Genomic DNA, 26,410 nt, shown 5'->3' with positions numbered 1-26,410 from the left:
GGGGGCTCGCTCAGGCCAGCAACTGCCGCAGAACGAAGGGCAGGATGCCGCCGTGCTGGTAGTAGTCGACCTCGATCGGCGTGTCGATGCGCAGGCGCACCGTCACCGCCTGCTCGCTGCCGTCGCCGCGGCGAACGACGAGCTTCACGTCCATCTGCGGCTTGAGTTCGCCGCCCACGACCACGTCGATCATTTCCTCGCCCGTGAGCCCCAGCGACTGCCACGAATCGGCGCCCAGGAACTGCAGCGGCAGCACGCCCATGCCCACCAGGTTGGCGCGGTGGATGCGCTCGAAGCTGCGCGCCACCACGGCCTTGATGCCCAACAGCTGCGTGCCCTTGGCCGCCCAGTCGCGCGATGAGCCGGTGCCGTATTCCTCGCCGCCGAAGATCACCGTGGGCACGCCGGCAGCCATGTACTTCTGCGCCGCGTCGTAGATGAACATCTTTTCGCCGCCGGGCTGGTAGAGCGTCAGGCCGCCCTCTTCCCGCGTGCCGTCGGCATCGGCCGGAATCATCAGGTTCTTGATGCGCACGTTGGCGAATGTGCCGCGCATCATCACCTCATGGTTGCCGCGGCGCGAGCCGTAGCTGTTGAAGTCGGCCTTCATCACGCCGTGCTCCTTGAGCCACTTGCCGGCGGGCGAACTTTCCTTGATGGAGCCGGCCGGCGAGATGTGATCGGTGGTGATCGAGTCGCCGAACAGCGCCATGATGCGCGCGCCCTGGATGCCGGCATCGGCCACCGTGGGCTGCAGCTTGAAGCCCTCGAAGAACGGCGGCTGCGCGATGTAGGTGGACTTGGGCCAGTTGTAGACCTGTCCGGTCACGCCCTCGATGCTGGTCCACAGCTTGCCCGGCTCGTCCTTGATCTTGTCGTAGTTCTGGCGGAAGGCCTTCGCATTCATGGCCAGGCGCAGGTTCTGGTCGATCTCCTTCGCGCTGGGCCAGATGTCGCCCAGGTACACGTCCTTGCCGCCCTTGCCCTTGCCCACCGGCTGCGTCATCAGGTCGACCATGACGTTGCCCGCGATGGCATAGGCCACCACCAGCGGCGGCGAGGCAAGGAAGTTGGCCTTGAGGTTCGGATGGATGCGCGCCTCGAAGTTGCGGTTGCCCGACAGCACGGCGGCGCACACCAGGTCATTCCTGGTGATGGCTTCGTTGATCTCCGGCGCCAGGTCGCCCGCGTTGCCGATGCAGGTGGTGCAGCCGTAGCCAGCCAGGTAGAAGCCCAGCTTCTCCAGGTACGGCAGCAGGCCCGCCTTCTCGAGGTAGCCGGTGACGATGCGCGAGCCGGGCGCCAGCGAGGTCTTCACATGCGGCTTGACCTTCAGGCCCGCCTCCACGGCCTTCTTGGCCAGCAGGCCCGCGGCCAGCAGCACGCTCGGGTTGGACGTGTTGGTGCACGAGGTGATGGCGGCAATGAGCACGTCGCCATTGCCGATGCTCACCACTTCATTCGGTGCGGAGGGCGCCTCGATATGGGCCGCCGCCTTGGTCGGGCGGTTGGCCTCCATCTCGACCACCGGGCGCGGCGCACCCGGCGCGGGCGCAGGCGCCTCGGCCACCGCCACCTCGCCGCCGGCGGGCAGCGGGTAGCGCAGGCGCAGCTTGTCCGCCGGCTGGTTGAAGCCGTTGGCCTCGATGGGCTTGCTGTAGAGCTCGGAGAACTTGGTCGACAGCTGCCCCAGGTCGATGCGGTCTTGCGGGCGCTTGGGGCCTGCCAGGCTCGGGGTGACGGTGCCCAGATCCAGCTTGACGGTCTTGGTGTAGTGCAGCTCGCCCACCGCCGGCATGCCGAACAGGCCCTGCGCCTTGTAGTAGGCCTCGAAGCGCTCGATCTCGGCCTCCGTGCGGCCGGTGCCCTTGAAGTAGTCCAGCGTCTTGTCGTCCACCGGGAAGAAGCCCATGGTCGCGCCATATTCCGGCGCCATGTTGCCGATGGTGGCGCGGTCGGGCACGGGAATCGACGCGGCGCCGGGGCCGTAGAACTCGACGAACTTGCCCACCACCTTCTCGGCGCGCAGGATGTTGGTGACGTAGAGCACCAGGTCGGTCGCCGTCACGCCTTCGCGCAGCTTTCCGGTGAGCTCGAAGCCCACCACGTCGGGCGTGAGGAAGTACACCGGCTGGCCCAGCATGGCCGCCTCGGCCTCGATGCCGCCCACGCCCCAGCCCACCACGCCGATGCCGTTGATCATGGTGGTGTGGCTGTCGGTGCCCACCAGCGAATCGGGGTAGTAGACGGGCACCTTCGAATCGTCGGCCGCGCTCTTGTAGACGCCGCGCGCGAAGTACTCCAGGTTGACCTGGTGCACGATGCCGAAGCCCGGCGGCACCACGCCGAAGGTGTCGAAGGCCTGCATGCCCCACTTCATGAACTGGTAGCGCTCGTGGTTGCGCTGGAACTCCAGCTTCATGTTCAGGTCCAGCGCCTTGGGCGTGCCGTAGTGGTCGACCATGACGGAGTGGTCCACCACCAGGTCCACCGGCACCAGCGGCTCGATGGTCTTGGGCGACTTGCCCAGCTTGGCGGCCACGCTGCGCATGGCGGCCAGGTCGGCCAGCAGCGGCACGCCGGTGAAGTCCTGCAGGACCACGCGGGTCACGACAAAGGGAATCTCGTCCACGCGCTCGGCGTTCGGCGCCCAGTTGGCCAGCGCCTGCACATGCTCGGGCGTCACCTTCTGGCCATCGCAATTGCGCAGCACCGATTCGAGCACGATGCGGATGGACACCGGCAGCTTGTTCACGTTGGGGTACTTCTTGGCGAGCTCGGGCAGCGAGTAGTACCTGCCGGCCTTGCCCGACGCGGTCTTGAACGACTTGAGCGTGGATGCGAAGGCGTGCGCCGAATCCTGGGCCATGTGCAACTCCTTGTGGGGATGCCTTTTGCGAGGCGTGGGTTGGATTGTTCTTCCATTGAAGATAGCAGGGATCGATGAACCTTGTGATGCCCGGCATGACCTGCAAGGTCATGTTGCGCATGACTGGACGCGCATACGATCGGCCCCATGACCCTGCACGCGACACCGACCGCCGCCGACCCCTTCGGCACGCACCTGCGCCACTGGCGCCAGCAGCGGCGCCTGAGCCAGCTGGACCTTGCCCAGGAGGCCGATATTTCCACCCGCCACCTGAGCTATGTGGAAACAGGCCGGGCCGCACCCAGCCGCGAAATGGTGCTGCGCCTGGCCGAGCGCCTGGAGGTGCCGCTGCGCGAACGCAATGCGCTGCTGGTGGCGGCCGGCTATGCGCCGATGTACCGGCAGCGCTCGCTCGACGACCCGGCGCTGGCCGCGGCGCGGCATGCGGTGGACCTGGTGCTCAAAGGCCACGAGCCCTTTCCGGCCCTGGCGGTGGACCGGCACTGGCACCTGGTCGCCGCCAATGCCGTGGTGCCCCTGCTCATGGCGGGCGCCGCGCCCGAGCTGCTGCAGCCGCCGGTCAACGTGCTTCGCCTGAGCCTGCATCCCAAAGGCCTGGCCCCGCGCATCGCCAACCTCGCGCAATGGCGCGAGCACCTGCTGGAACGGCTGGCGCAGCAGATCGCCGCCACCGGCGACCCCGTACTGTCGGCATTGCGCAGCGAACTGGCGGCCTATCCAGTCGACTCGGCCGGGCAGCAGGCGCCGGCGGCCGGTGGCGAGCTGGCCGGCGTGGTGGTGCCCTTCCAGCTCATGACGCCGCATGGCGTGCTCAGCTTCATCAGCACCACCACCATCTTCGGCACGCCGGTGGATGTGACCTTGCAGGAGCTGGCGGTGGAATCCTTCTTCCCGGCCGATGCGGCCACGGCCCAGGCACTGGCCGGCTTGCGCGCGCAAGCGTGAGAAATATGCGCTTGGCTGCGGTGCCGCAGGCCGCACCCAGGGCTTGCCAGCTTGCTCTTTCGCGGTGAATCCGCCATTCTCGAAGCGCGGCTTGCGAGGCCGGCCACGTTCGCAGGCACACCTGCCAAGCCGGCCTCTCTGTTCGACTGTCACCGAAACGAGCCCGTGCACACCGAAGTTTCTCAATTCAAGGAGGTCCACACGATGGAAAGCAAGTTCAAGAAGTACAAGCTCAACGACAACATCACCATGCAGGTGATCGCGTACACCGAGCAGATGATGACGGCCAAGTTCTGGTTCACCGGCCCGGGCTTTCCGGGCACCCACCACCACAGCAACGAAGAAACCGACGTCATCGTCTCGGGCGAGTTCGAGGCGACCCACGGCAGCGAGACCTTTCCGGTGTATCCGGGGCAGGCCCTGCAGATCGCCCCGAATGTGGAGCACAACATGAAGTGCCTTTCGCCCACCGGTGAAATGATCTCGTCCTGGACGCCCGCCAGAAAGGACATGATCGAGAAATTCACCGAACTGGCCTGAGGGCACACCGGCAGGTAGCAACCCCTGCCAAGGCCCCAAAGAAAAAGACCCGCCGAGGCGGGTCTTTTTTTCGTTCACGCAACAGCTCAGGCCGAAACCGTCGCTGCCACCTCGGTGAACTCCTGGATCTTGTCGAAGTTCAGGTACTTGTAGATCTGGTCGCCGTTGGAGTTGATCACGCCGATGTCGGCCATGTACTCCTCCTTGGTCGGGATCTTGCCCAGCTTCGAGCAGATCGAGGCCAGCTCGGCGCTGCCCAGGTACACGTTGGTGTTCTTGCCCAGGCGGTTGGGGAAGTTGCGGGTGCTGGTGGACATCACCGTCGCACCTTCGCGCACCTGCGCCTGGTTGCCCATGCACAGCGAGCAGCCGGGCATCTCGGTGCGCGCGCCGGCATTGCCGAACACGCCGTAGTGGCCTTCTTCGGTCAGCTGGTGTGCATCCATCTTGGTGGGCGGTGCGATCCACAGCTTGACCGGAATGTCGCGCTTGCCTTCGAGCAGCTTCGACGCCGCGCGGAAGTGGCCGATGTTGGTCATGCACGAGCCGATGAACACTTCGTCGATCTTGGCGCCGGCCACGTCGGACAGCGTCTTCACGTCGTCCGGGTCGTTCGGGCAGGCCACGATGGGTTCGTGGATGTCGGCCAGGTCGATCTCGATGACGGCTGCATACTCGGCGTCGGCATCGGGCTGCAGCAGCTCCTGGTTCTTCAGCCAGGCTTCCTGCGCGGCGATGCGGCGCTGCAGCGTGCGGGCGTCGGCATAGCCTTCGGCAATCATCCACTTCATCAGCGTGATGTTGCTGTTGATGTACTCGGCGATCGGCTCCTTGTTCAGGCGCACGGTGCAGCCGGCGGCCGAGCGCTCGGCCGAGGCGTCGGACAGTTCGAAGGCTTGTTCCACCTTCAGGTCGGGCAGCCCTTCGATTTCCAGGATGCGGCCGGAGAAGATGTTCTTCTTGCCCTTCTTCTCCACCGTCAGCAGGCCCTGCTTGATGGCGTACAGCGGAATGGCGTTGACCAGGTCGCGCAGCGTGACGCCGGGCTGCATCTTGCCCTTGAAGCGCACCAGCACCGATTCGGGCATGTCCAGCGGCATGACGCCGGTGGCGGCGGCGAAGGCCACCAGGCCCGAGCCCGCCGGGAAGCTGATGCCGATCGGGAAGCGGGTGTGCGAGTCGCCGCCGGTGCCCACGGTGTCGGGCGTCAGCAGGCGGTTGAGCCAGCTGTGGATCACGCCGTCGCCCGGGCGCAGCGAAATGCCGCCGCGCGTGCTGATGAAGTCGGGCAGCTCGTGGTGCATCTTCACGTCGACCTTCTTCGGGTAGGCCGCCGTGTGGCAGAACGACTGCATGACCAGGTCGGCCGAGAAGCCCAGGCAGGCCAGGTCCTTCAGCTCGTCGCGGGTCATCGGGCCGGTGGTGTCCTGCGAGCCGACCGAGGTCATCTTGGGTTCGCAGTAGGTACCCGGGCGCACGCCCTGGCCCTCGGGCAGGCCGCAGGCGCGGCCGACCATCTTCTGCGCCAGCGAGAAGCCCTTGCCCGAATTCACGGGCGCCTGCGGCAGGCGGAACAGCGTGGAAGCCGGCAGGCCCAGCGCCTCGCGCGCCTTGGCCGTGAGGCCGCGGCCGATGATCAGCGGAATGCGGCCGCCGGCGCGCACTTCGTCGAACAGCACGTCGCTCTTGACCTTGAACTCGGCGATGACCTTGCCGTCCTTCAGGGCCTTGCCTTCGTAGGGGCGCAGCTCCACGGTGTCGCCCATGTTCATCTGGCTCACGTCCAGCTCGATGGGCAGCGAGCCGGCGTCTTCCATGGTGTTGTAGAAGATGGGCGCGATCTTGGTGCCCAGGCAGATGCCGCCGAACTTCTTGTTGGGAATGAAGGGAATGTCTTCACCCGTCCACCACAGCACGCTGTTGGTGGCCGACTTGCGCGAGGAGCCGGTGCCCACCACGTCGCCCACATAGGCCACCGGCAGGCCGCGGGCCACCAGGTCCTGGATGAACTTGACCGGGCCGCGCTTGCCGTCTTCTTCGGGCGTGAAGGGGGCGCCTTCGCGCTTGTTCTTCAGCATGGCCAGCGCGTGCATCGGGATGTCGGGGCGCGTGGTGGCGTCGGGCGCGGGCGAGAGGTCGTCGGTGTTGGTTTCGCCAGGCACCTTGAACACGGTGAAGGTGATGCTCTGCGGCACTTCCGGGCGGCTGGTGAACCACTCGGCATCGGCCCAGCTCTGCAGCACGGCCTTGGCGTTGGCATTGCCCTTGTCGGCCAGTTCCTTCACGTCGTGGAACTGGTCGAACATCAGCAGCGTCTTCTTCAGGCCTTCGGCGGCCACGGCGCCCACTTCGGCGTCGGAGAGCAGTTCGATCAGCGGTCCGATGTTGTAGCCGCCCAGCATGGTGCCCAGCAGCTCGGTGGCACGGGCGCGCGAGATCAGCGAGCACTTCTCGCTGCCGTGCGCCACGGCGGCCAGGTAGCTGGCCTTGACCTTGGCGGCGTCATCCACGCCCGCGGGCACGCGGTGGGTGAGCAGGTCGGCCAGGAACTCGCCTTCCTTCGCGTCGACGGGCTTCTTCAGCAGCTCGATCAGCTCGCCGGTCTGCTGCGCCGTGAGCGGCAGCGGCGGAATGCCGAGGGCGGCGCGCTCGGCAACATGGGCACGGTAGGCTTGCAACATCTTCTTTCTCTTTCGGTTCTCTGCAACTCTGGCGGCCTATGCAAGAGGCGGGCCGCCGACGCCGTGGGGCACGTGGTCTGTTGTTGTGATTACTTGGGTGCGTCCGCGCCTTCGAACAGGCTCTTGGGCGGGTTCTTCTTCATTTCTTCTTCCACCGCGACCTGCGCGGCTGCCTTGCAGTCGTCGGCCAGGCGCTCGCCCTTCTTCTGGCTCATGAGCATGGACTTGTTGCCCAGCTGCAGCCACATGGCTTCGGCGCGCGGATCTTCCAGGCGGATGGCGCCGGTGCGGCTGTTGACCGGGTGCATGCGGAACTTCTGCTTGCCCAGCGACAGGTTGAAGAAGCCTTCCTTGTTCGGGTCGGCTTCGATGTTCACGCTGGCACCCAGCTCGCACTTGATGGTGCCGGTGTGCACGAACTTGGCGGCGTTCAGGTCTTCAGGTGTGAGCACCACGTTGGTGTCGTCGGAGATCGGCTTGGCCTCTTCGATTTCCTTGATGATGGGCTTGGGCACGACCTTCTGGGTGACGCGCTTGCCGGTCGTGGGCGCCTTGTAGGTCTTGGCGGCCGGCTTGGCGGTGCTGGAAGACGTCTGGGCAGTGGCGGCGAGCGGCAAGGCCAGGGACAAGGCAGCAACGAGGAGGATCTTTTTCATGTGGGCTTCCTTGGGAAAAAACTGAGGTCTACAGGTAAGGGTTCAAGACTTGGCATCGGCACCGGCGAACCAGGTGCGAGCCTGCGAAGGCAGGTTGCGGCCCGTGGCATGGGCGCGCTCCAGCACCTGCCAGTAGAGCCGATAACTGGCCCGGTCATGTAACACGCCGTCGAAGCTCACGGGCGCCCAATCGGCGGCAATGGCCGCCTCGATCAGGCGCGCAGCGGTCTCGATCTGGCGCTCGCTCGGCGCGAAGGCGTCCAGGATCGGGCGGATCTGATTGGGGTGGATGCTCCACATCCGCGTGTAGCCGAACTCGTCGGCCGCACGGCGGGCGGCGGCACGCATCGCATCGACATCGCTGAATTCGGTGACCACGCAATGCGAAGGCACCTTGCCATACGCATGCGCTGCCGAAGCGATCTCGAGCTTGGCCCGCACCACCAGCGGATGGCTGAACTGGCCCGCCGCGGCCATCCCTTCAGCGGGAACGGCGCCGGCATGGGCCGAGACGAAATCCATCAGGCCGAAGCTGAGCGACTGCACGCGCGGATGTGCGGCCATCTCGAAGGCGTTGCGCACCGCCAGTGGCGACTCGATCAGCACCTGCAGCGGCAGTGCCGGTGCGCCGGCGGCGTCGAGCGCGGCAGCGGCGCGCATCACGTCGGCCACCGATTCCACCTTGGGCACCATGATGTGGCACAGGCGCTTGCCGGCCCGGCCCGCAATGGTGGCGATGTCGGCGTCGAAGGAAGGATGGTCCACCGGGTGGACGCGAACCGCGACGCGCATGCCCGGCGCGGCGGCCAGCGCCAGCTCGGTCACCAGTTGCGCATGCTCGGCCTCGCCGCCCACGGGCGCGCCGTCTTCGCAGTCGAGCGTGACGTCGAACACGCAGGCACCGAACTCCTGCGCCATCTCGGCCTGCAGCTGCAGGCTCTTCTTCATGCGCGCCTCGACGCCGCTGTAGTGGTCGCACACCGGCAGCGCCACAGCGCCGGCCTGGGCACCCAGGAGCACCTGGCGCGGGTGATGGAAGGTGGTCGGATTGCTCATGCCTTGCGCGTCGCGACGATGAACAGCCGCGGAAAGGCCAGCAGGCGCTTGCCGTCGCTGCGCGCCGGATAGGCGGCATCCACGCGGCGCTCGTATTCGGCCAGGTAGCTCTCGCGCAATTCGGGCGAGAGCGGATCGATGAAGGGCCGCAGCCCCGTACCGCGCACCCATTCGACGATGGCGTGGGCCGAGTCCATGGGATGCTGGTAGGCGGTGCGCCAGATATCGAGGCTGCCCGCTGCACCCACCAGCGGCGCCAGCAGGTCGTAGTAGCCCTGCAGGCCCAGCAGTTCGGTCCGCAGCCTGGTGTAGTCGCCGATGGCCGCGGCCCACGTGGGCTCGGCCGCCACCTCGCGCATCAGGCGATGCGTGGGCTCGTCCCGGTTGTCGGGCATCTGGATGGCCAGCACGCCGCCCGGTGCGAGCGACTGCAGCAGGCGCGGCAGCAGCGTTTCGTGCGCGGGCACCCATTGCAGGGAGGCGTTGGCGTAGATGAGGTCGGGTGGCGTTTGCGGCTGCCAGCGCGCGATGTCGCTGAGCTCGAAACGCACCTTTGGAAATCTTGCCTCGGGGAGGCGTTCGCGCGCCGATTCGATCATCGACGGCGAGTTGTCCGTGCCGATGACGGCCGCGGAAGGAAAGCGCTCGGCCAGCAGTTCGGTCGAGTTGCCCGGGCCGCAGCCCAGGTCGACGGCCAGGCGGGCCGACTGGAGGCCCACGCGCGCGAGCAGGTCGCGTGCCGGGCGGGTGCGCTCGTCCTCGTAGCGGGTGTAGAGCGCGGGGTTCCAGTCAGCCATGCTTGGCGCGTGCGTCGAAATTACAGCAGGTGCTTGACGCCGTCCTGCTCGCCTTGCAGCTCGGCCAGCGTCTTGTTGATGCGTTCCTGGCTGAAGGCGTCGATCTCGAGGCCCTTGACGATCTCGTACTTGCCGTCCTTCGTGATGACGGGGAAGCCGAAGATCACGTCCTTCGGAATGCCGTACTCGCCGTTGGAGGGCACGCCCATCGTGACCCACTTGCCGTTGGAGCCCAGGGCCCAGTCGCGCATGTGGTCGATGGCAGCGTTGGCCGCCGAGGCAGCCGACGACAGGCCGCGTGCGTCGATGATGGCGGCGCCGCGCTTGCCCACGGTGGGCAGGAACACGTCGGCGTTCCAGACCTGGTCGTTGATCGCGTCCTTGACCGACTTGCCGCCGATGGTGGCGAAGCGGTAGTCGGCGTACATCGTGGGCGAGTGGTTGCCCCACACCGTCAGCTTCTCGATGTCGCCGACCTTGCCGCCGGTCTTGGCAGCGATCTGGCTGGCGGCGCGGTTGTGGTCCAGGCGCAGCATGGCGGTGAAGTTCTCGCGCGGCAGGCTGGGCGCGCTCTTCATGGCGATGTAGGCGTTGGTGTTGGCGGGGTTGCCCACCACCAGCACCTTGACGTCGCGGCTGGCGACCTGGTCGAGCGCCTTGCCCTGGGCCGTGAAGATCTGGGCGTTGGCGGCCAGCAGGTCGGCGCGCTCCATGCCGGGGCCGCGCGGACGGGCCCCCACCAGCAGGGCGTAGTCGGCGTCCTTGAAGGCGACCAGCGGGTCACCGGTGGGGATCACGCCGGCCAGCAGCGGGAAGGCGCAGTCTTCCAGCTCCATGATCACGCCCTTGAGCGCCTTCTGGGCCTTCTCGTCGGGGATCTCGAGCAGTTGCAGAATCACGGGCTGGTCTTTGCCCAGCATTTCGCCCGAGGCGATGCGGAACAACAGGGCGTAACCGATTTGGCCTGCGGCGCCGGTGACGGCAACGCGAACGGGCTTCTTGCTCATGGGGAGGACTCCAGAAGTGATGAAAACGAGGGCGGACGCCGGTGTGGGACGGTCGTCAAACAAGTGACGCCATACATGACGCCATGCGACGCAATCAGGTCCTGCAACACGGGCGCCCTACCTGAGGGACGTCTTCGATTCTATTCCGATTCAGCCGCCCGATGGCGCTTGTCTTATGTCTTATATAAGATACGGGGTGTTGCATTGCACCATGCGACATTCCCACGCCCATGACCACCGCCCCCCACCTGCCTGCCGCGACCGCCGATCACCTGGCGCCCGCATTCAGCCCGCTGTACCAGCAGATCAAGACCCTGATCCTGCGCAGCCTGCAGGCCGGCGAGTGGAAGCCGGGCGAACCGATTCCGAGCGAGGTCGAACTGGCAGCCCGTTTCCGGGTCAGCCAGGGCACCATGCGCAAGGCCATCGACGAGCTGGCCGCCGAAAACCTGGTGGTGCGCCGCCAGGGCAAGGGCACCTTCGTCGCCACGCATGCCGAACAGCATGTGCAGTACCGCTTCCTGAAGCTGGTGCCCGACGACGGCGACTTCACGGCCGAAGGGCCGGCGGTGCGCACCATCGTCGACTGCAGGCGCCAGCGCGCCACCGCCGACGTGGCACGCGCCCTGTCGCTGCGCACCGGCGACGCCGTGCTGCAAGTGCGGCGGGTGCTGGCCTACCGCGGTGTGCCGACCATCCTGGAAGACCTCTGGCTGCCGGGCGCCCCCTTCAAGGGCCTGACCGCCGAGCGGCTGGAACAGTGGCATGGGCCGATGTACGCCATGTTCGAGACCGAGTTCGGCGTGCGCATGGTGCGCGCCGAAGAAAAGATCCGCGCCGTGCTGCCCGACGAGGAGCAGGCCGCCCTGCTCCAGGTGAACATCGGCACGCCGCTGCTGAGCGTGGAGCGCGTGGCCCACACCTACCACGACACGCCCATGGAACTGCGTCGCGGCCTGTACCGCACTGACACGCACCACTACCGCAACGAACTGGGTTGAAGGAGTCCTCGTACGTAGTTGCCGTCACCCATGCTCATCCAGTCTGATGATGCATTGCAATAGAATTTTGAGTTGTTTGCTTCTTTGCCACCGAAGAACAAGCCGTCCCCCAAGAAAGCCACGAAAGTCCCCATGACAGAGCTTGCAACACCTCGGCCGCCACGCCGCGAATTTCGGAACATCAACGCCCTCACCGACCTGCCGAGCTATCGGCTGCCGCCGGCGGGCATCGTGTCCATCCTGCACCGCATCAGCGGTGTGCTGATGTTCATCCTGCTGCCGTTCATCATCTGGATGTTCGACAGCTCGCTGTCCTCCGAAATCTCGTTTGCCAAGTTCAAGGCCGTCTTCAACAACGGCTTTTCTTTCGTCCCGGGCTTCCTGGTGAAGCTGGTCGCGCTGGCCCTGATCTGGGGCTACCTGCATCACTTCTGCGCAGGCCTGCGCCACCTCTGGATGGACGTGAGCCACAAGGCCGTCACCAAGGAATTCGGCAAGACCTCGGCCCTGGCCGTGCTGGCCATCAGCCTGATCCTCACCGTCGTGCTGGGCCTGAAGCTCTTCGGCGCCTACTAAGAACAAGGAGCACAAAAAAATGGCAGTGAACTACGGCTCCAAGCGCACCGTCGTCGGCGCGCACTACGGCATGCGCGACTGGCTGAGCCAGCGCGTCACCGGCGCCCTGATGGCGCTCTTCACCATCGTCCTGCTGGCGCAGGTGATCTTCTCCAAGGGACCGATCGGCTACGACAAGTGGGCCGGCATCTTCTCGTCCCAGTGGATGAAGGTCCTCACCTTCGCCGTGATCGCCTCTCTTCTCTACCACGTGTGGGTCGGCATGCGCGACGTATGGATGGACTACGTCCAGCCCGTCGGCATCCGCCTCTTCCTGCAAATCTTCACGATCGTCTGGCTTGTGGGTTGCGCGGGTTGGGCCATTCAAGTGCTCTGGAGAATCTAAAAAAATGCCCAGCTACACCAAAGACCAAATCACCACGCGCAAGTTCGACGTCGTCATCATCGGCGCCGGCGGCTCCGGCATGCGCGCCTCGCTGCAACTGGCCCGCGCGGGCCTGAACGTGGCCGTGCTCTCCAAGGTGTTCCCGACCCGCTCGCACACCGTCGCTGCGCAAGGCGGCGTGGGCGCATCGCTCGGCAACATGAGCGAGGACAACTGGCACTACCACTTCTACGACACCATCAAGGGCTCCGACTGGCTCGGCGACCAGGATGCAATCGAATTCATGTGCCGCGAAGCACCCAAGGTGGTGTATGAGCTCGAGCACTTCGGCATGCCCTTCGACCGCAACCCGGACGGCACCATCTACCAGCGCCCCTTCGGCGGCCACACGGCCAACTACGGCGAGAAGCCCGTGCAGCGCGCCTGCGCCGCGGCCGACCGCACCGGCCACGCCATGCTGCACACGCTCTACCAGAAGAACGTGGAAGCACGCACCCAGTTCTTCGTCGAGTGGATGGCGCTGGACCTGATCCGCGACGCCGACGGCGACGTGGTGGGCGTGACGGCCCTCGAAATGGAAACCGGCGACCTGCACATCCTGCAGGCCAAGACCGTGCTGCTGGCCACCGGTGGCGCCGGCCGCATCTTCGCCGCATCGACCAACGCCTTCATCAACACCGGCGACGGCCTGGGCATGGCGGCGCGCGCCGGCATCCCGCTGCAGGACATGGAGTTCTGGCAGTTCCACCCCACCGGCGTGGCCGGCGCGGGCGTGCTGCTGACCGAAGGCTGCCGCGGCGAAGGCGCCATCCTGCTCAACAGCAACGGCGAGCGCTTCATGGAGCGCTATGCGCCCACCCTGAAGGACCTGGCGCCGCGCGACTTCGTCTCGCGCTCGATGGACCAGGAAATCAAGGAAGGCCGCGGCTGCGGTCCCAACAAGGACTACGTGCTGCTCAAGCTCGACCACCTGGGCGCCGAAACCATCCACAAGCGCCTGCCCTCGGTGTACGAGATCGGCATCAACTTCGCCAACGTCGACATCACCAAGGAACCGATCCCGGTGGTGCCGACCATCCACTACCAGATGGGCGGCATTCCCACCAACATCAACGGCCAGGTCGTGGTGCAGAAGGGCGAGGACAACAGCGCCGTGGTGAACGGCCTGTACGCGGTGGGCGAATGCTCCTGCGTGAGCGTGCACGGCGCCAACCGCCTGGGCACCAACTCGCTGCTCGACCTGCTGGTGTTCGGCCGCGCGGCCGGCAATCACATCGTGCAGTACAACGACAAGAACAAGGAGCACAAGCCGCTGCCGGCCGACGCTGCCGACCGCACGCTGGAGCGCCTGAACCGCCTGGAGAAGTCCACCGAAGGCATCTACGCGCAGGACGTGGCCAACGAGATCCGCGCCACCATGCAGCAGCACGCGGCCGTGTTCCGCAAGCAGGCCTCGATGGACGAAGGCGTGCAGAAGATTGCCGCCGTGCGCGAGCGCGTCAATGGCATCACGCTCAAGGACAAGTCGCGTGTGTTCAACACCGCCCGCATCGAGGCGCTGGAAGTCGACAACCTGATCGAGGCCGCGCAGGCCACCATGGTGTCGGCCGCCGCCCGCAAGGAATGCCGCGGCGCCCACACGGTGGAAGACTACGAGCGTCCCGCCGACGATCCGGTCGCGCCGCTGGGCCGCGACGACGCCAACTGGATGAAGCACACCCTGTGGTACAGCGCGGACAACCGCCTGTCCTACAAGCCGGTCAAGATGCAACCGCTGACCGTCGAGTCCGTCCCGCCCAAGGTCCGTACCTTCTAAGACTTAAAAGGTTTCCCACGATGAAGCGCACATTCCAGATCTACCGCTACGACCCGGACAAGGACGCGAAGCCCTACATGCAGACCGTCGAGGTCGAACTCGACGGCCACGAGCGCATGCTGCTGGACGCCCTGATCAAGCTCAAGGCGCAAGATCCCACCCTGGCTTTCCGCCGCTCCTGCCGAGAAGGCGTCTGCGGTTCGGACGCCATGAACATCAACGGCAAGAACGGCCTGGCGTGCCTGACCAACATGCGCACGCTCAAGGGCACCATCGTGCTCAAGCCGCTGCCGGGCCTGCCGGTCATCCGCGACCTGATCGTGGACATGACCCAGTTCTTCAAGCAGTACAACTCGATCAAGCCGTACCTGCAGAACGACAGCGTGCCGCCCGAGAAGGAGCGCCTGCAGTCGCCGGAAGAGCGCGAAGAGCTCAACGGCCTGTACGAGTGCATCCTGTGCGCCAGCTGCTCGACCAGCTGCCCCAGCTTCTGGTGGAACCCCGACAAGTTCGTGGGCCCCGCCGGCCTGCTGCAGGCCTACCGCTTCATCGCCGACAGCCGCGACGACGCCACCGGCGAACGCCTGGACAACCTGGAAGACCCGTACCGCCTGTTCCGCTGCCACACCATCATGAACTGCGTGGACGTGTGCCCCAAGGGCCTGAACCCCACCCAGGCCATCGGCAAGATCAAGGAATTGATGGTCCGCCGGGCCATCTAAAGAGCCGGGACCCATCATGCAAGCCGCAGACGCAGCCCTGCAGAACCAGCCGATCGACGCGCGAGCGCTCAGCCGGCTGAAGTGGCGCTGCCGCCGCGGCCTGCTTGAAAACGACCTGTTCATCGCCCGTTTCTTCGAGCGATACGAAGCCACCCTCACCCAGGGTCAGGCACAGGCACTGGAGACATTGATGGATCTGTCGGACAACGACCTGCTGGATCTCTTGTTGCGCAGAAAGGAGCCCGAGCCTGCATTGGCCGGGGCCGGCGTGGCAGAGCTCCTGCAGCTGATGCGCACGACCTGATGGCCTCCTCGGGCCCTGCGCGCACCGCTGCCGCCAACGTCTTCTTCAACCTTCTCCAGCACCCTTCAGTTTCAGAAAGACCTCAGCCATGAAAGCCTCCGATACCAAGGCCACCCTATCGTTCTCCAACGGTGGGCAACCCGTCGAACTGCCGATCTACAAGGGCACGATGGGCCCGGATGTCATCGACATCCGCAAGCTCTACGCGCAAACCGGCATGTTCACGTACGACCCGGGCTTCATGTCGACGGCCTCCTGCGAATCGGCCATCACGTACATCGACGGCGACAAGGGCGAGCTGCTCTACCGCGGCTACCCGATCGAGCAGCTGGCGACCAACTGCGACTATCTGGAAACCTGCTACCTGCTGCTCAACGGCGACCTGCCGAACGCAGAGCAGAAGGCCAAGTTCAGCGACACCGTGACGCATCACACGATGGTCAATGAGCAGATGCAGTTCTTCCTGCGCGGCTTCCGCCGCGATGCGCACCCCATGGCCATCATGACCGGCCTGGTGGGCGCCCTGTCGGCCTTCTATCACGACAGCACCGACATCAACAATCCGGCGCACCGCGAGATCTCGGCCGTGCGCCTGATCGCCAAGATGCCCACGCTGGTGGCCATGGCCTACAAGTACAACATGGGCCAGCCGTACATGTACCCGCGCAACGACCTGAGCTACGCGGGCAACTTCCTGCACATGATGTTCGCCACGCCGTGCGAGGAGTACAAGGTGAGCCCGGTGCTCGAGCGCGCGCTCGACCGCATCTTCATCCTGCACGCCGACCACGAGCAGAACGCCTCCACCTCCACCGTGCGCCTGTGCGGCTCGTCGGGCACCAACCCCTTCGCCGCCATCGCAGCCGGCGTGGCCTGCCTGTGGGGCCCTGCCCACGGCGGCGCCAACGAGGCGGCGCTGAACATGCTCTACGACATCCAGAAGGAAGGCGGCGTGGAGAAGATCGGCGAGTTCATCAAGAAGGTCAAGGACAAGAACTCCAGCGTCAAGCTGATGGGCTTCGGCCACCGCGTCTACAAGAACTACGACCCGCGCGCCAAGCTGATGCAGGAAACCTGCAACGAAGTGCTGACCGAGATGGGCCTGGAAAAGGACCCGCTGTTCGCGCTGGCCAAGCAGCTCGAGAAGATCGCCCTGGAAGACGAGTACTTTGTCTCGCGCAAGCTCTACCCCAACGTGGACTTCTACTCGGGCATCGTGCAGCGCGCCATCGGCATCCCGGTCAACCTGTTCACCGGCATCTTCGCGCTGGCCCGCACGGTGGGCTGGATCGCCCAGCTCAACGAGATGATCGGCGACCCCGACTACAAGATCGGCCGTCCGCGCCAGCTGTTCGAAGGCTCGCCCAAGCGCGACGTCAAGCCGATCGCCTCGCGCTGATCGGTGCCACGCGGGGCGCTCATTCTGGGCGTCCGCCCCCGGCCAATCGGGCGCGCATTGCGCCCGCACATCCAAAGGCTGCCTTCGGGCAGCCTTTTTGCGTCTTGGCTGACACGGCGCGATTCACGCCGCGCGTACCGTTGCTGTCAGAGGGATCTCCCTCGCCTTCATTCATGAAACCGTCGAAGGAGTCAGCCATGAAAAAGCTCGCCGCATTCTTTGCCATCGCGTTCGCCCTCTCCGTCCCGCTTGCAGGCTGCAACACCATGAAGGGTGCCGGCCAGGACATCCAGAAGGGTGGCGAGAAGCTGGAAAACAGCGCCAACAAGAAGGCGCAATAAGCCATTCGGGATGCGCTGCCCGGGCGCGGCGCACCCGCGGGCGGCCTCATCGCTGCCCGGAAAACTCGTCATCGCGTTTCGCGATGACCGAAGCATCGATTCCGTAGCAAAATGGCGAAATGCATCGCGAAATGCGATGCCTTTCGCCCCATGGCCCTCCCTGACCGCAACTTCGTCCGCCGTGTCGACCTGACTTCGCTCCAGCTCTTCGTGGCGGTGTGCGAGTTGGGCAGCATCGGCCGCGCGGCGGAACGCGAATTCATTGCCGCGTCGGCCATCAGCAAGCGCCTGTCGGACCTGGAGGCAGCCCTTCACACCCCTCTTCTCTACCGGCACACGCGCGGCGTCGACCTGACCCCCGCCGGCGAGAGCCTGCTGCACCACGCACGCACCGTGCTGTACAGCCTGGAGAAGATGCAGGGCGAGCTGAGCGAATACGCCGACGGCGTTCGCGGCCATGTCCGGGTGCATGCCAACATCTCCGCCATCGTGCAGTACCTGCCGGAAGACCTGGGCGTCTTCACGCGCGAGCACGAGGCCATCAAGATCGACCTGGAAGAGCACCTCTCCAGCGAAGTGCTGCGCGCGGTGCAGGAAGGCGCCGCCGACCTGGGCATCTGCCACGCCGGCCAGGGCTCGCACGAATTGCAGACCCTTCCCTATCGGCAGGACCGGCTCGCGCTGGTGGTCCCGGCCGGCCATGCGCTGGCCAGGAAGGGCACTGCGGCCATCGACTTTGTCTCCACGCTGGATTTCGACCACGTCGGCCTGCACACCAACAGTTCCATCTACGTGGCCATGCACCAGGCGGCCACCGAGGCAGGCCGGGCGGTCAAGCTGCGCATCCACGTCACGGGGCTCGATGCCATGTGCCGCATGATCGAGAACGGGCTGGGCATCGGCGTGATGCCCTTGCGCGCCTTCGAGCTGATGAAGGGCGGCATTGCGAGCCGGCTCAAGAGCATCGCGCTGAAGGACGCCTGGGCGACCCGGCAGATCCAGCTCGTGGCCCGCGACTTCTCCACCCTTCCGGTGGCGGCGCGCACCCTGGTCAGCCACCTGCGCGCCAACGCCGACGGGCCGCAGGCGCTGGCCGCCTGAGCCGCACCCCGTCTCCATCGACAAGCATTTCCCCACGAAAGACCCCCATGGCACGCACGCTCTACGACAAGATCTGGGACGAACACGTCGTCCATACCGAGGAGGACGGCACCTCCGTCCTCTACATCGACCGCCACCTGGTGCACGAAGTGACCAGCCCGCAAGCCTTCGAGGGCCTGCGCGAAGCCGGCCGCAAGCTGTGGCGCATCAGCTCGGTGGTGGCCACGGCCGACCACAACACGCCCACCACCGGCTGGGAACGCGGCTACGACGGCATCGAGGACCCGATCAGCAAGGAGCAGGTCACGACGCTGGACGCCAACATCAAGGAGTTCGGCGCCGCCGCCTTCTTCCCCTTCCTGTCCAAGCGCCAGGGCATCGTGCACGTGATCGGCCCGGAAAGCGGCGCCACGCTGCCGGGCATGACCGTGGTGTGCGGCGACAGCCACACCAGCACCCACGGCGCCTTCGGCGCGCTGGCCCACGGCATCGGCACCAGCGAGGTGGAGCACGTCATGGCCACGCAGACCCTCCTGGCCAAGAAGGCCAGGAACATGCTCGTGAAGGTGGAAGGCAAGCTGCCCGCCGGCTGCACCGCCAAGGACATCGTGCTGGCCATCATCGGCAGGATCGGCACCGCCGGCGGCACCGGCTACACCATCGAGTTCGCCGGCTCGGCCATTCGCGACCTCACCATGGAAGGCCGCATGACGGTGTGCAACATGGCCATCGAGGCCGGCGCCCGCGCCGGCATGGTGGCGGTGGACCAGAAGACCATCGACTACATCAAGGGCCGCCCGCTGGCGCCCAGCGGTGTCGAATGGGACCAGGCCGTGGCCTACTGGAAAACGCTGCATTCCGACGCCGGCGCGCACTTCGACACCGTGGTCGAGCTGGACGCCGCGCAGATCAAGCCGCAGGTCACCTGGGGCACCTCGCCCGAGATGGTGCTGCCCATCGACGGCCGCGTGCCCGATCCGGACAAGGAAAAGGACGCGAACAAGCGTGGCGCGATCGAGCGCGCGCTGACCTACATGGGCCTGGAACCCAACAAGCCCATGAACGACATCTTCGTGGACAAGGTGTTCATCGGCAGCTGCACCAACAGCCGGATCGAGGACATGCGCGAAGCCGCCGCGGTGGTCAAGAAGCTGGGCCAGAAGGTCGCACGCAACGTGAAGCTCGCCATGGTGGTGCCGGGCTCGGGCGTGGTGAAGGAGCAGGCCGAGCGCGAAGGCCTGCACGAAGTGTTCAAGGCCGCCGGCTTCGAGTGGCGCGAGCCCGGCTGCTCGATGTGCCTGGCCATGAACGCCGACCGGCTGGAGCCGGGCGAGCGCTGCGCCTCCACCAGCAACCGCAACTTCGAAGGCCGCCAGGGTGCTGGCGGGCGCACCCACCTGGTGAGCCCGGCCATGGCCGCGGCCGCGGCCATCAAGGGCCACTTCGTCGACGTTCGGACGATCGCCTAAGCGAGCAGGAGAAGACCATGCAGAAATTCACCGTGCACCAGGGCCTCGTGGCCCCCATGGACCGCGAGAACGTCGACACCGACGCGATCATTCCCAAGCAGTTCCTCAAGTCGATCAAGAAGACGGGGTTCGGCCCCAACCTGTTCGACGAGTGGCGCTACCTCGACCACGGCGAGCCGGGCATGGATCCGGCCAGCCGCAAGCCCAACCCCGACTTCGTGCTGAACCAGCCGCGCTACGCAGGCGCATCGGTGCTGCTGGCGCGCAAGAACTTCGGCTGCGGCTCCTCGCGCGAGCATGCGCCGTGGGCGCTGGACCAGTACGGCTTTCGCGCCATCATCGCGCCGAGCTTTGCCGACATCTTCTTCAACAACAGCTTCAAGAACGGCCTGCTGCCCATCGTGCTGCCCGAGGCCACCGTGGCGCAACTGTTCGATGAAGTCTTCGCCTTCCCCGGCTACAAGCTCACGGTCGACCTGGAGCGCCAGGTCATCGTGAAGCCCGACGGCGCCGAGATCGCCTTCGACGTGCAGCCCTTCCGCAAGTACTGCCTGCTCAATGGCCTGGACGACATCGGCCTGACCTTGCGCCACAAGGACAAGATCGCCGCGTTCGAAGCCGAGCGCCTGGCAGCCAAGCCCTGGCTCGCGCACCAGATGATTTCCTGAATTGAAACCACCCCCAGGCTACCCTTGCTGCGCAAGGTCCGCCAACCCCCTTCGAGGGGGCGCATCCTGCGGCCTGGCGAAGCCAGTTCCGCGGATGCTCCCGAAGGGGTCGCGCCGGTGCGAACCTGCAGGTTCATACGCCGACAATGAAACACCTTTCCAAGAAATAGCATCATGAAAATCGCAGTCCTTCCCGGTGATGGCATCGGAACCGAAATCGTCGAGCAGGCCGTGCGCGTGCTCAAGGCGCTGGACCTGAAGTTCGAGATGGAACAGGCGCTGGTGGGCGGCGTCGCCTACGACGCGCATGGCCATCCGCTGCCCGAATCCACGCTCAAGCTGGCCAAGGAGGCGGACGCCGTGCTGTTCGGCGCCGTGGGCGACTGGAAGTACGACAAGCTCGAGCGCCAGTTCCGCCCCGAGCAGGCCATCCTCGGCCTGCGCAAGAACCTGGGCCTGTTCGCCAACTTCCGCCCCGCCATCTGCTACGAGCAGCTCACGCACGCCTCCAGCCTCAAGCCCGAGCTGGTGGCGGGCCTGGACATCCTCATCATCCGCGAACTGACCGGCGACATCTACTTCGGCCAGCCGCGCGGCAAGCGCACCTCGCCGGACGGCAACTTCCCCGGCGCGGAAGAAGCCTTCGACACCATGCGCTACACGCGCCCGGAAATCGAACGCATCGCCCGCGTGGCCTTCGAGGCGGCCCGCAAGCGCAGCAAGCGCGTGACCAGCGTCGACAAGGCCAACGTGCTGGAGACCTTCCAGTTCTGGAAGGACGTGGTCACCGAGGTGCACAAGGACTATCCCGATGTGGAACTCGACCACATGTACGTGGACAACGCCGCCATGCAGCTGGTGAAGGCGCCCAAGAAGTTCGACGTGGTGGTCACCGGCAACATGTTCGGCGACATCCTCTCGGACGAAGCGGCGATGCTCACCGGCTCCATCGGCATGCTGCCCTCGGCTTCGCTCAACGCCAGCAAGCAGGGCCTGTACGAGCCCAGCCACGGCAGCGCGCCCGACATCGCGGGCAAGGGCGTGGCCAACCCGCTGGCCACCATCCTGTCGGCGGCCATGATGCTGCGCTACTCGCTGGACCAGGAAGAAGCGGCCCAGCGCATCGAGAACGCGGTCAAGAAGGTGCTGGCCCAGGGCCTGCGCACGCCCGACATCCACAGTGAAGGCACGACCAAGGTCGGCACGCGCGAGATGGGCGACGCCGTGCTGAAGGCGCTGGGCTGAGGCCCAGCCACGCGCCCGTCGGCGGTCAGCCAGTCAGGCCAGGAGCCGGCTGGCGACCAGCCAGGCACCGAAGGCGGCCGCCAGGCCGCCGCTGATCTTCAGCAGCCGCGCGCCGGCGGGCCGCTGCAATGCCAAATGGGCCGCCGCGAGGCCGGCCACATGCAGCAAGGCGGTGGTGCTCATGAAAGCCAGCGTTGCCAGCGCACGCTGGTCGACCACCGTGAGCTCGTAGCCGTGCAGGTAGCCATGGCAAAAGCCGAAGACGCCCACGGCGGCAGCTGCCAGCGGTGTCGCCAGGTGGCCGCCGAATGCGATGGCCCCTCCCAGCAGCAGCACGGACAGCGCCACGCCGATCTCCACTGCCGGCAGGTCGATCAGGCTGAATCCCACCAGGCCGCCCACCAGCATCGCCAGAAGGAAAGCGCCTGGCACCGCCCACTGGGCGCGCCCGCCCAGTTGTGCGCTCCACGCGCCGACGGCCACCATCGCCACGAAATGGTCCGCGCCGGTGAGCGGATGCAGCCAGGCTTCGAACAGGCCCGCACTGCCGCCGGAATGGGCATGGGCCGAGGCACAGGCGACGAGCGCACAGGCCGGCACCAGGCGCGCAGCAATTCTGCGAGTCATCGCGGCACCTCGCCGATGGCGAGGGTGAGCGAGGCCCAGGTGCCTTTCCAATCCGCCGACGGCCGCGCGGCCGGCTCGATCTGCACCGCGTAGAAAGTCCACTGCCCCGCCGAAGGCAGCGTGAAGCGCGCGACGCCATTGGCACCGGTATTTGCTTCGAGCACCTTTTCCGGGGCCGATTGCGGCAGCGCGGCGATACGCACGTGCTGCGCCGGCCGGCCCTCGCGAAGAAGGCGAACGTCGAAAGGCTGCCCTGGCCGATACCTTGCCGGATCCGTGACCGGCACGAGCTCGATGGGCTGGCCGACGACGCGGTCGAATCCACGCGAATCCCCGCCGACGATGACCAACGTCTTTGCGGCGCGGAAAAAGTCCTCGCGGGCATCCGCATCGGACAGGCCCAGCGACTCGCGCTGCTTCAATGCTTCGTCCAGATGCTCCTCGCGCAGGTAGGCCTGGAACTGCGCGCCATCGAGCTTGATGCTGCTCGCGTTCGTCTCCATGGCAACCACGGCCGCGCCGGCACTGCGTGCATCGAAATGGCCCACGGGGGTAGCGCCGCTGCGTCCCGCGACGTCGCGGCTGCCCTGCGCATCGATCACCCGGAATGTGCGCACCAGCCCGGGCAGGCGGGGCGTGGACTCGCCCGGCCAGCGCGGCCCGATGCGCAGGTCGAGCGCCACCCGTGCGCCCGGTTCCACGAAAGGCCCGTACGGCACCATCCAGAAGGCATGCGACCAGGCTGCCATGGGCCACAGCAGCCAGGCCGGCAACAGCCAGCATCCGGGCGCAGCCTGCCGAGACGGGCCGCCGGCCGCGCCTGCGGCGCAGCCCGCGGCCCGCCCGAAGGCGGGCGACGCGTCATGCCGGGATGACGAAGGGGAAGGTGCCGGTGTAGTTCACCGGATCCTTCAGGTGCTGGCTGGTCGGCTTGCCGATCAGCCAGGTGAGCGAGGTGGACATGCCATCGTCGCTCAGCTTGCGGCCGTTGGGATTGGCCGCGACAAACGCCGCCTCGGTGCCGACCTCATAGCGAATGACGTCGGGCAGCAGCCGGGACGCCATCTCGTCGCCATAGGCGAACGGGTCGGGCCTGGAAGCCGCGAAATGCGCCGAACGGGCAATGCGCGCGGAAAAGAAGTTGTGGAACTCCTTCTGCTTGTCCGGCCGCGACGCGTCGAACGCGGCCTTCAGGTCCTCGTCCTCGAACAGCATGCTGTGCGCCATCAGCGGCTTGCCCATGTACTGGACCTGCTTCCAGCCGCTCCCATCCTTGACGGCCACGGTGCCGAAGGCGCTGACCTTCTTGCCCAGCATGGCATTGGGCACCTCCAGCACGAGGGGGCAGCAGGTGCGGCCCAGGAAGATGTTGGTGCCCGAAGCCTTGGCCCACACCTCGGGGTCGTACTTGCCCTGCGCCAGCTGGGCGCGGAACGCGCCAAGGCCGGGCGAATTGCCGAAGAACGGGTCCTTGGCCCGGCCGACCCAGGCGCGGATGCCGCCCGGCAGCTTGGCCTCCTTGCCGGGCGTGAGGCGCCCCAGTTCGCGGCCCTTGGCACCGACGGCGCCATTGGCTTCATCCATCTGCAGGCAGGCGATGTGGTCGCCCTGGTTGACGAAGTTCCACGTCAGGCCCGCCTTGAACGAGTCGTCGGTGGCGCAGTGGATGTTATAGACCGCGGCACGATCCAGAAGGTCTTCGCCCGGCTTGGGCAGGAAGTTCGCGTCCAGGATGAAGACCGTGCTGGCGTTGCCAGGCGCGTTGAACACGTAAAGGTCCGTCAAGCCGAGCTTCGGGTTGCTGCGCACGGCGGCAACTTCGAAATGGTGACTGGCGACCGCGAAGCGCGGAACGAGCGACGCACATGCCGTCAGGCCCGATGCAAGAAGCACACGGCGACGGCTCGACTGCAGCACTTGATGGTGCATTGATTTTTCTCCCTGAGTTAAGCGCTCCCAGGGACAGCTGCGCACGACCAAGCTGGCCGCTTTGCCCTCCCCAGAGCGCGACCACTGTAGCAGACGCGACTACTTTGTAAGTACGGGCTGACCCGCAGCCCAGCCGTGCCGGCGGCGTCGACCCTGGCTACGCTACAATTCGTGCGCGATGTTTACCGCCCGCCCGTTCGTCCTGGACCTTTCTCTCGCCACCCTGGTTGGCGAGACCGTGCGCGCATCCATCGTCGTTTCCTCCTCCAAAACCACGACCACCATTAAGGGCTGATCCAGCCTGGTTCGTCGTGCGCCTTCCCCTGGCCCCGGACGAGCCAGGCGGGCAGTCCCTTCGGCACGGTCTCTCTGTTTGACACTGAAAGGGCATCTGAAATGAGCAAGTTGGTAGGGTTGGTCGGTTGGCGCGGCATGGTCGGCTCCGTGCTGATGGACCGCATGGTCGAAGAAAAGGACTTCGATCTGATCGAGCCCGTTTTCTTCTCCACCTCCAACGCCGGCGGCAAGGCGCCTGCCATGGCCAAGAACGAAGGCACGCTGCAGAACGCCTTCGACATCCAGGCACTCAAGCGCTGCGACATCATCGTCACGGCCCAGGGCGGCGACTACACCACCGAGGTGTTCCCCCGTCTGCGCGCCGAAGGCTGGAAGGGCCACTGGATCGACGCCGCCTCCACCCTGCGCATGAAGGACGACGCGGTCATCATCCTCGACCCGGTCAACATGCCGGTGATCAAGAACGCCCTGGCCAAGGGCGGCAACAACTGGATCGGCGGCAACTGCACCGTCTCGTGCATGCTGATGGGCGTGGGAGCGCTGTACAAGGCCGGCGTGGTCGAGTGGATGACCAGCATGACCTACCAGGCCGCATCGGGCGGCGGCGCGCAGCACATGCGCGAGCTGCTCACCCAGTTCGGCACGCTCAACGCCGAAGTGCGCGAGCTGCTGCACGACCCCAAGTCCGCCATTCTCGAGATCGATCGCAAGGTGCTGGCCAAGCAGCAGTCGCTGTCGGCACAGGAAACCGCCAACTTCGGCGTGCCGCTGGGCGGCTCGCTCATCCCCTGGATCGACAAGGACCTGGGCGACGGCATGAGCAAGGAAGAGTGGAAGGGCGGCGCCGAGACCAACAAGATCCTCGGCCAGGGTGCCGGCTTCAGCACCCCCGCGGTGCCGGTGGACGGCTTCTGCGTGCGCATCGGCGCCATGCGCTGCCACAGCCAGGCGCTGACCTTCAAGCTGAAGAAGGACGTGCCGCTGGCCGACATCGAGGCCATGATCGCCGCCGACAACCAGTGGGTGAAGGTCGTTCCCAACACCCGCGAAGCCACCATCCAGGACCTGACGCCGGTGGCCGTGACCGGTACCATGACGATCCCCGTCGGCCGCCTGCGCAAGCTGGCCATGGGACCGGAGTACCTGGGCGCGTTCACCGTGGGCGACCAGTTGCTGTGGGGCGCTGCAGAACCGCTGCGCCGCATGCTGCGAATCCTGCTCGAGGCCTGAGTCGGGTGACGGGCGCCCCCGGGGCCGCCCGTCGTTGCGAGCTAGCAACGACCAGGGTGCGACGAATGTCGTACTACAGGGCCTAACAGTCCTTGTCGCCTTGTCATTTGCGGGGCTTAGGTGTTAACGTCCACTTACACTTTCGGGCCGTACTTGCCCCTATCAGCATGACAAGACATTCGTTGCCTGCCGCCCAAGGGGCGGCGACCCGTGCGATCTCGAAAAATCCTGGTCGTTGTCAGCTGACTGTCCTGGGCGCGGCCGTCGCGGTTGCCCTCAGCACGCTGGCTGCCGATGCGAGCGCGCTGGCGCTGGGCCAGCTGAATGTCCGCTCCGCCCTCGGCGAGCCGCTGCGCGCCGAGATCGACATCACGGAAATGACCGCGGCCGAGGCCGACGGCCTGCGCGTCAACATCGCATCGCCGGCCGCCTTCAGTGCCGCGGGCGTCAACTACAACCCTGCGCTGGGCGAAGTTCGGGTGAACGTCCAGCGCCGCGCGAACGGGCGTTACGTCATCAGCCTGACGGGCAACCGTTCGATGAACGATCCCTTCATCGACCTGCTGCTGGAAGCCAACTGGAGCTCCGGCCGCATGGTGCGCGACTACACCGTGCTGCTCGATCCGCCCAGCAGCCCGAAGTCGCAAGTGGCCATCTCGCCCGTGGCGCCGCAGCTCCCGCCCGCGGCACCCGGCACGGTCCCGCGTTCGTCAAGCCGCACGGCACGC

Annotated in this window: 25 protein-coding genes; 16 read left to right on the top strand and 9 right to left on the bottom strand. The window is 66.2% G+C overall.

Annotation, left to right across the window (positions count from 1 at the left end):
• Positions 1-10: 10 nt before the first annotated feature.
• Complete coding sequence (locus VSO01S_RS10765; protein ID WP_068642167.1) at positions 11-2,869, bottom strand: aconitate hydratase; 2,859 nt, start codon at positions 2,867-2,869, stop codon at positions 11-13.
• 147 nt (positions 2,870-3,016) lie between these two features.
• Here VSO01S_RS10765 and VSO01S_RS10760 point away from each other — a divergent pair, with 147 nt between their 5' ends.
• Together VSO01S_RS10760 and VSO01S_RS10755 are read left to right on the top strand one after the other, a co-directional pair.
• The gene (locus VSO01S_RS10760) at positions 3,017-3,835 is read left to right on the top strand and encodes a helix-turn-helix domain-containing protein (protein WP_068642165.1); all 819 of its coding nucleotides are present in this window, start codon (positions 3,017-3,019) and stop codon (positions 3,833-3,835) included.
• A 204-nt stretch (positions 3,836-4,039) separates the two neighbouring features.
• Complete coding sequence (locus tag VSO01S_RS10755; RefSeq protein WP_068642163.1) at positions 4,040-4,375, top strand: cupin domain-containing protein; 336 nt, start codon at positions 4,040-4,042, stop codon at positions 4,373-4,375.
• An 86-nt stretch (positions 4,376-4,461) separates the two neighbouring features.
• Here VSO01S_RS10755 and acnB read toward each other — a convergent pair whose 3' ends face one another.
• The 5 genes from acnB to VSO01S_RS10730 form a co-directional block, all read right to left on the bottom strand.
• Complete coding sequence (acnB, locus tag VSO01S_RS10750; protein WP_068642161.1) at positions 4,462-7,056, bottom strand: bifunctional aconitate hydratase 2/2-methylisocitrate dehydratase; 2,595 nt, start codon at positions 7,054-7,056, stop codon at positions 4,462-4,464.
• Between the two features lie 89 nt (positions 7,057-7,145).
• Entirely contained in the window at positions 7,146-7,712 is a 567-nt protein-coding gene (locus tag VSO01S_RS10745) for a hypothetical protein (RefSeq protein ID WP_068642159.1), read from the bottom strand.
• A 42-nt stretch (positions 7,713-7,754) separates the two neighbouring features.
• Positions 7,755-8,768, bottom strand: a complete 1,014-nt coding sequence (locus VSO01S_RS10740) for an HpcH/HpaI aldolase/citrate lyase family protein (protein ID WP_068642157.1) — start codon at positions 8,766-8,768, stop codon at positions 7,755-7,757.
• On the bottom strand, positions 8,765-9,565 hold the full coding sequence (gene tam / locus VSO01S_RS10735) for a trans-aconitate 2-methyltransferase (protein WP_068642155.1): 801 nt from the start codon (positions 9,563-9,565) through the stop codon (positions 8,765-8,767). Before tam ends, VSO01S_RS10740 begins: the two co-directional genes overlap by 4 nt.
• A gap of 20 nt (positions 9,566-9,585) precedes the next feature.
• Positions 9,586-10,572: a malate dehydrogenase gene (locus VSO01S_RS10730; RefSeq protein ID WP_068642153.1), complete on the bottom strand. Its 987-nt coding sequence runs from the start codon at positions 10,570-10,572 to the stop codon at positions 9,586-9,588.
• 230 nt (positions 10,573-10,802) lie between these two features.
• Here VSO01S_RS10730 and VSO01S_RS10725 point away from each other — a divergent pair, with 230 nt between their 5' ends.
• From VSO01S_RS10725 to leuB, 12 genes are all read left to right on the top strand, one after another.
• Positions 10,803-11,573 (top strand): GntR family transcriptional regulator, encoded by a 771-nt coding sequence (locus VSO01S_RS10725; protein ID WP_068642151.1) that lies wholly within the window; start codon positions 10,803-10,805, stop codon positions 11,571-11,573.
• Between the two features lie 132 nt (positions 11,574-11,705).
• Positions 11,706-12,149, top strand: coding sequence for a succinate dehydrogenase, cytochrome b556 subunit (gene sdhC / locus VSO01S_RS10720; RefSeq protein WP_068642149.1), 444 nt, complete (start codon positions 11,706-11,708; stop codon positions 12,147-12,149).
• A gap of 19 nt (positions 12,150-12,168) precedes the next feature.
• A complete protein-coding gene (sdhD, locus tag VSO01S_RS10715; RefSeq protein ID WP_068642147.1) occupies positions 12,169-12,534 on the top strand; it encodes a succinate dehydrogenase, hydrophobic membrane anchor protein in 366 nt (121 codons plus the stop codon).
• Between the two features lie 4 nt (positions 12,535-12,538).
• A complete protein-coding gene (sdhA, locus tag VSO01S_RS10710; RefSeq protein ID WP_068642145.1) occupies positions 12,539-14,350 on the top strand; it encodes a succinate dehydrogenase flavoprotein subunit in 1,812 nt (603 codons plus the stop codon).
• Positions 14,351-14,370: 20 nt separating this feature from the next.
• On the top strand, positions 14,371-15,072 hold the full coding sequence (locus VSO01S_RS10705) for a succinate dehydrogenase iron-sulfur subunit (protein WP_068642144.1): 702 nt from the start codon (positions 14,371-14,373) through the stop codon (positions 15,070-15,072).
• Between the two features lie 16 nt (positions 15,073-15,088).
• Complete coding sequence (locus VSO01S_RS10700) at positions 15,089-15,376, top strand: FAD assembly factor SdhE (protein ID WP_068642142.1); 288 nt, start codon at positions 15,089-15,091, stop codon at positions 15,374-15,376.
• Between the two features lie 88 nt (positions 15,377-15,464).
• Positions 15,465-16,775, top strand: a complete 1,311-nt coding sequence (gltA, locus tag VSO01S_RS10695; RefSeq protein WP_068642140.1) for a citrate synthase — start codon at positions 15,465-15,467, stop codon at positions 16,773-16,775.
• Positions 16,776-16,972: 197 nt separating this feature from the next.
• Complete coding sequence (locus VSO01S_RS10690; RefSeq protein WP_068642138.1) at positions 16,973-17,116, top strand: entericidin A/B family lipoprotein; 144 nt, start codon at positions 16,973-16,975, stop codon at positions 17,114-17,116.
• 150 nt (positions 17,117-17,266) lie between these two features.
• Positions 17,267-18,217 carry a LysR family transcriptional regulator gene (locus tag VSO01S_RS10685; protein ID WP_068642216.1) on the top strand — a complete coding sequence of 317 codons (951 nt, stop codon included), beginning with the start codon at positions 17,267-17,269 and terminating at the stop codon, positions 18,215-18,217.
• A gap of 47 nt (positions 18,218-18,264) precedes the next feature.
• The gene (leuC, locus tag VSO01S_RS10680) at positions 18,265-19,686 is read left to right on the top strand and encodes a 3-isopropylmalate dehydratase large subunit (protein ID WP_068642136.1); all 1,422 of its coding nucleotides are present in this window, start codon (positions 18,265-18,267) and stop codon (positions 19,684-19,686) included.
• A gap of 17 nt (positions 19,687-19,703) precedes the next feature.
• On the top strand, positions 19,704-20,354 hold the full coding sequence (leuD, locus tag VSO01S_RS10675) for a 3-isopropylmalate dehydratase small subunit (protein ID WP_068642134.1): 651 nt from the start codon (positions 19,704-19,706) through the stop codon (positions 20,352-20,354).
• Positions 20,355-20,528: 174 nt separating this feature from the next.
• Positions 20,529-21,599, top strand: coding sequence for a 3-isopropylmalate dehydrogenase (leuB, locus tag VSO01S_RS10670; RefSeq protein ID WP_068642132.1), 1,071 nt, complete (start codon positions 20,529-20,531; stop codon positions 21,597-21,599).
• Between the two features lie 33 nt (positions 21,600-21,632).
• On the opposite strand, the gene VSO01S_RS10665 is transcribed toward leuB, so the two are convergent.
• From VSO01S_RS10665 to VSO01S_RS10655, 3 genes are all read right to left on the bottom strand, one after another.
• The gene (locus VSO01S_RS10665; RefSeq protein ID WP_068642130.1) at positions 21,633-22,226 is read right to left on the bottom strand and encodes a HupE/UreJ family protein; all 594 of its coding nucleotides are present in this window, start codon (positions 22,224-22,226) and stop codon (positions 21,633-21,635) included.
• Complete coding sequence (locus VSO01S_RS10660; RefSeq protein WP_153305215.1) at positions 22,223-22,975, bottom strand: DUF4198 domain-containing protein; 753 nt, start codon at positions 22,973-22,975, stop codon at positions 22,223-22,225. Before VSO01S_RS10660 ends, VSO01S_RS10665 begins: the two co-directional genes overlap by 4 nt.
• A 112-nt stretch (positions 22,976-23,087) precedes the next feature.
• On the bottom strand, positions 23,088-24,035 hold the full coding sequence (locus VSO01S_RS10655; protein ID WP_161944436.1) for a DUF4331 family protein: 948 nt from the start codon (positions 24,033-24,035) through the stop codon (positions 23,088-23,090).
• A gap of 516 nt (positions 24,036-24,551) precedes the next feature.
• Between VSO01S_RS10655 and asd the strand changes: the two genes are divergently transcribed.
• Entirely contained in the window at positions 24,552-25,682 is a 1,131-nt protein-coding gene (asd, locus tag VSO01S_RS10650) for an aspartate-semialdehyde dehydrogenase (protein ID WP_068642125.1), read from the top strand.
• A 182-nt stretch (positions 25,683-25,864) separates the two neighbouring features.
• Positions 25,865-26,410: type IV pilus assembly protein FimV (locus VSO01S_RS10645; RefSeq protein WP_373282887.1), on the top strand; the 546-nt coding region annotated here is incomplete at its 3' end.

The sequence above is a fragment of the Variovorax soli NBRC 106424 genome, from assembly GCF_001591385.1.
GTDB classification, from domain to species: domain Bacteria; phylum Pseudomonadota; class Gammaproteobacteria; order Burkholderiales; family Burkholderiaceae_C; genus Variovorax; species Variovorax soli.
The sequence above is the reverse complement of the archived record's forward strand: the minus strand, read 5'-3'. Positions and strand labels throughout refer to the sequence as shown.

What these genes read in the sequence shown, in the direction of transcription:
- VSO01S_RS10765 (WP_068642167.1), bottom strand. Translation starts at nt 2,869, where the DNA reads ATGGCCCAGGATTCGGCGCACGCCTTCGCATCCACGCTCAAGTCGTTC.
- VSO01S_RS10760 (WP_068642165.1), top strand. Translation starts at nt 3,017, where the DNA reads ATGACCCTGCACGCGACACCGACCGCCGCCGACCCCTTCGGCACGCAC.
- VSO01S_RS10755 (WP_068642163.1), top strand. Translation starts at nt 4,040, where the DNA reads ATGGAAAGCAAGTTCAAGAAGTACAAGCTCAACGACAACATCACCATG.
- acnB (WP_068642161.1), bottom strand. Translation starts at nt 7,056, where the DNA reads ATGTTGCAAGCCTACCGTGCCCATGTTGCCGAGCGCGCCGCCCTCGGC.
- VSO01S_RS10745 (WP_068642159.1), bottom strand. Translation starts at nt 7,712, where the DNA reads ATGAAAAAGATCCTCCTCGTTGCTGCCTTGTCCCTGGCCTTGCCGCTC.
- VSO01S_RS10740 (WP_068642157.1), bottom strand. Translation starts at nt 8,768, where the DNA reads ATGAGCAATCCGACCACCTTCCATCACCCGCGCCAGGTGCTCCTGGGT.
- tam (WP_068642155.1), bottom strand. Translation starts at nt 9,565, where the DNA reads ATGGCTGACTGGAACCCCGCGCTCTACACCCGCTACGAGGACGAGCGC.
- VSO01S_RS10730 (WP_068642153.1), bottom strand. Translation starts at nt 10,572, where the DNA reads ATGAGCAAGAAGCCCGTTCGCGTTGCCGTCACCGGCGCCGCAGGCCAA.
- VSO01S_RS10725 (WP_068642151.1), top strand. Translation starts at nt 10,803, where the DNA reads ATGACCACCGCCCCCCACCTGCCTGCCGCGACCGCCGATCACCTGGCG.
- sdhC (WP_068642149.1), top strand. Translation starts at nt 11,706, where the DNA reads ATGACAGAGCTTGCAACACCTCGGCCGCCACGCCGCGAATTTCGGAAC.
- sdhD (WP_068642147.1), top strand. Translation starts at nt 12,169, where the DNA reads ATGGCAGTGAACTACGGCTCCAAGCGCACCGTCGTCGGCGCGCACTAC.
- sdhA (WP_068642145.1), top strand. Translation starts at nt 12,539, where the DNA reads ATGCCCAGCTACACCAAAGACCAAATCACCACGCGCAAGTTCGACGTC.
- VSO01S_RS10705 (WP_068642144.1), top strand. Translation starts at nt 14,371, where the DNA reads ATGAAGCGCACATTCCAGATCTACCGCTACGACCCGGACAAGGACGCG.
- VSO01S_RS10700 (WP_068642142.1), top strand. Translation starts at nt 15,089, where the DNA reads ATGCAAGCCGCAGACGCAGCCCTGCAGAACCAGCCGATCGACGCGCGA.
- gltA (WP_068642140.1), top strand. Translation starts at nt 15,465, where the DNA reads ATGAAAGCCTCCGATACCAAGGCCACCCTATCGTTCTCCAACGGTGGG.
- VSO01S_RS10690 (WP_068642138.1), top strand. Translation starts at nt 16,973, where the DNA reads ATGAAAAAGCTCGCCGCATTCTTTGCCATCGCGTTCGCCCTCTCCGTC.
- VSO01S_RS10685 (WP_068642216.1), top strand. Translation starts at nt 17,267, where the DNA reads ATGGCCCTCCCTGACCGCAACTTCGTCCGCCGTGTCGACCTGACTTCG.
- leuC (WP_068642136.1), top strand. Translation starts at nt 18,265, where the DNA reads ATGGCACGCACGCTCTACGACAAGATCTGGGACGAACACGTCGTCCAT.
- leuD (WP_068642134.1), top strand. Translation starts at nt 19,704, where the DNA reads ATGCAGAAATTCACCGTGCACCAGGGCCTCGTGGCCCCCATGGACCGC.
- leuB (WP_068642132.1), top strand. Translation starts at nt 20,529, where the DNA reads ATGAAAATCGCAGTCCTTCCCGGTGATGGCATCGGAACCGAAATCGTC.
- VSO01S_RS10665 (WP_068642130.1), bottom strand. Translation starts at nt 22,226, where the DNA reads ATGACTCGCAGAATTGCTGCGCGCCTGGTGCCGGCCTGTGCGCTCGTC.
- VSO01S_RS10660 (WP_153305215.1), bottom strand. Translation starts at nt 22,975, where the DNA reads ATGGCAGCCTGGTCGCATGCCTTCTGGATGGTGCCGTACGGGCCTTTC.
- asd (WP_068642125.1), top strand. Translation starts at nt 24,552, where the DNA reads ATGAGCAAGTTGGTAGGGTTGGTCGGTTGGCGCGGCATGGTCGGCTCC.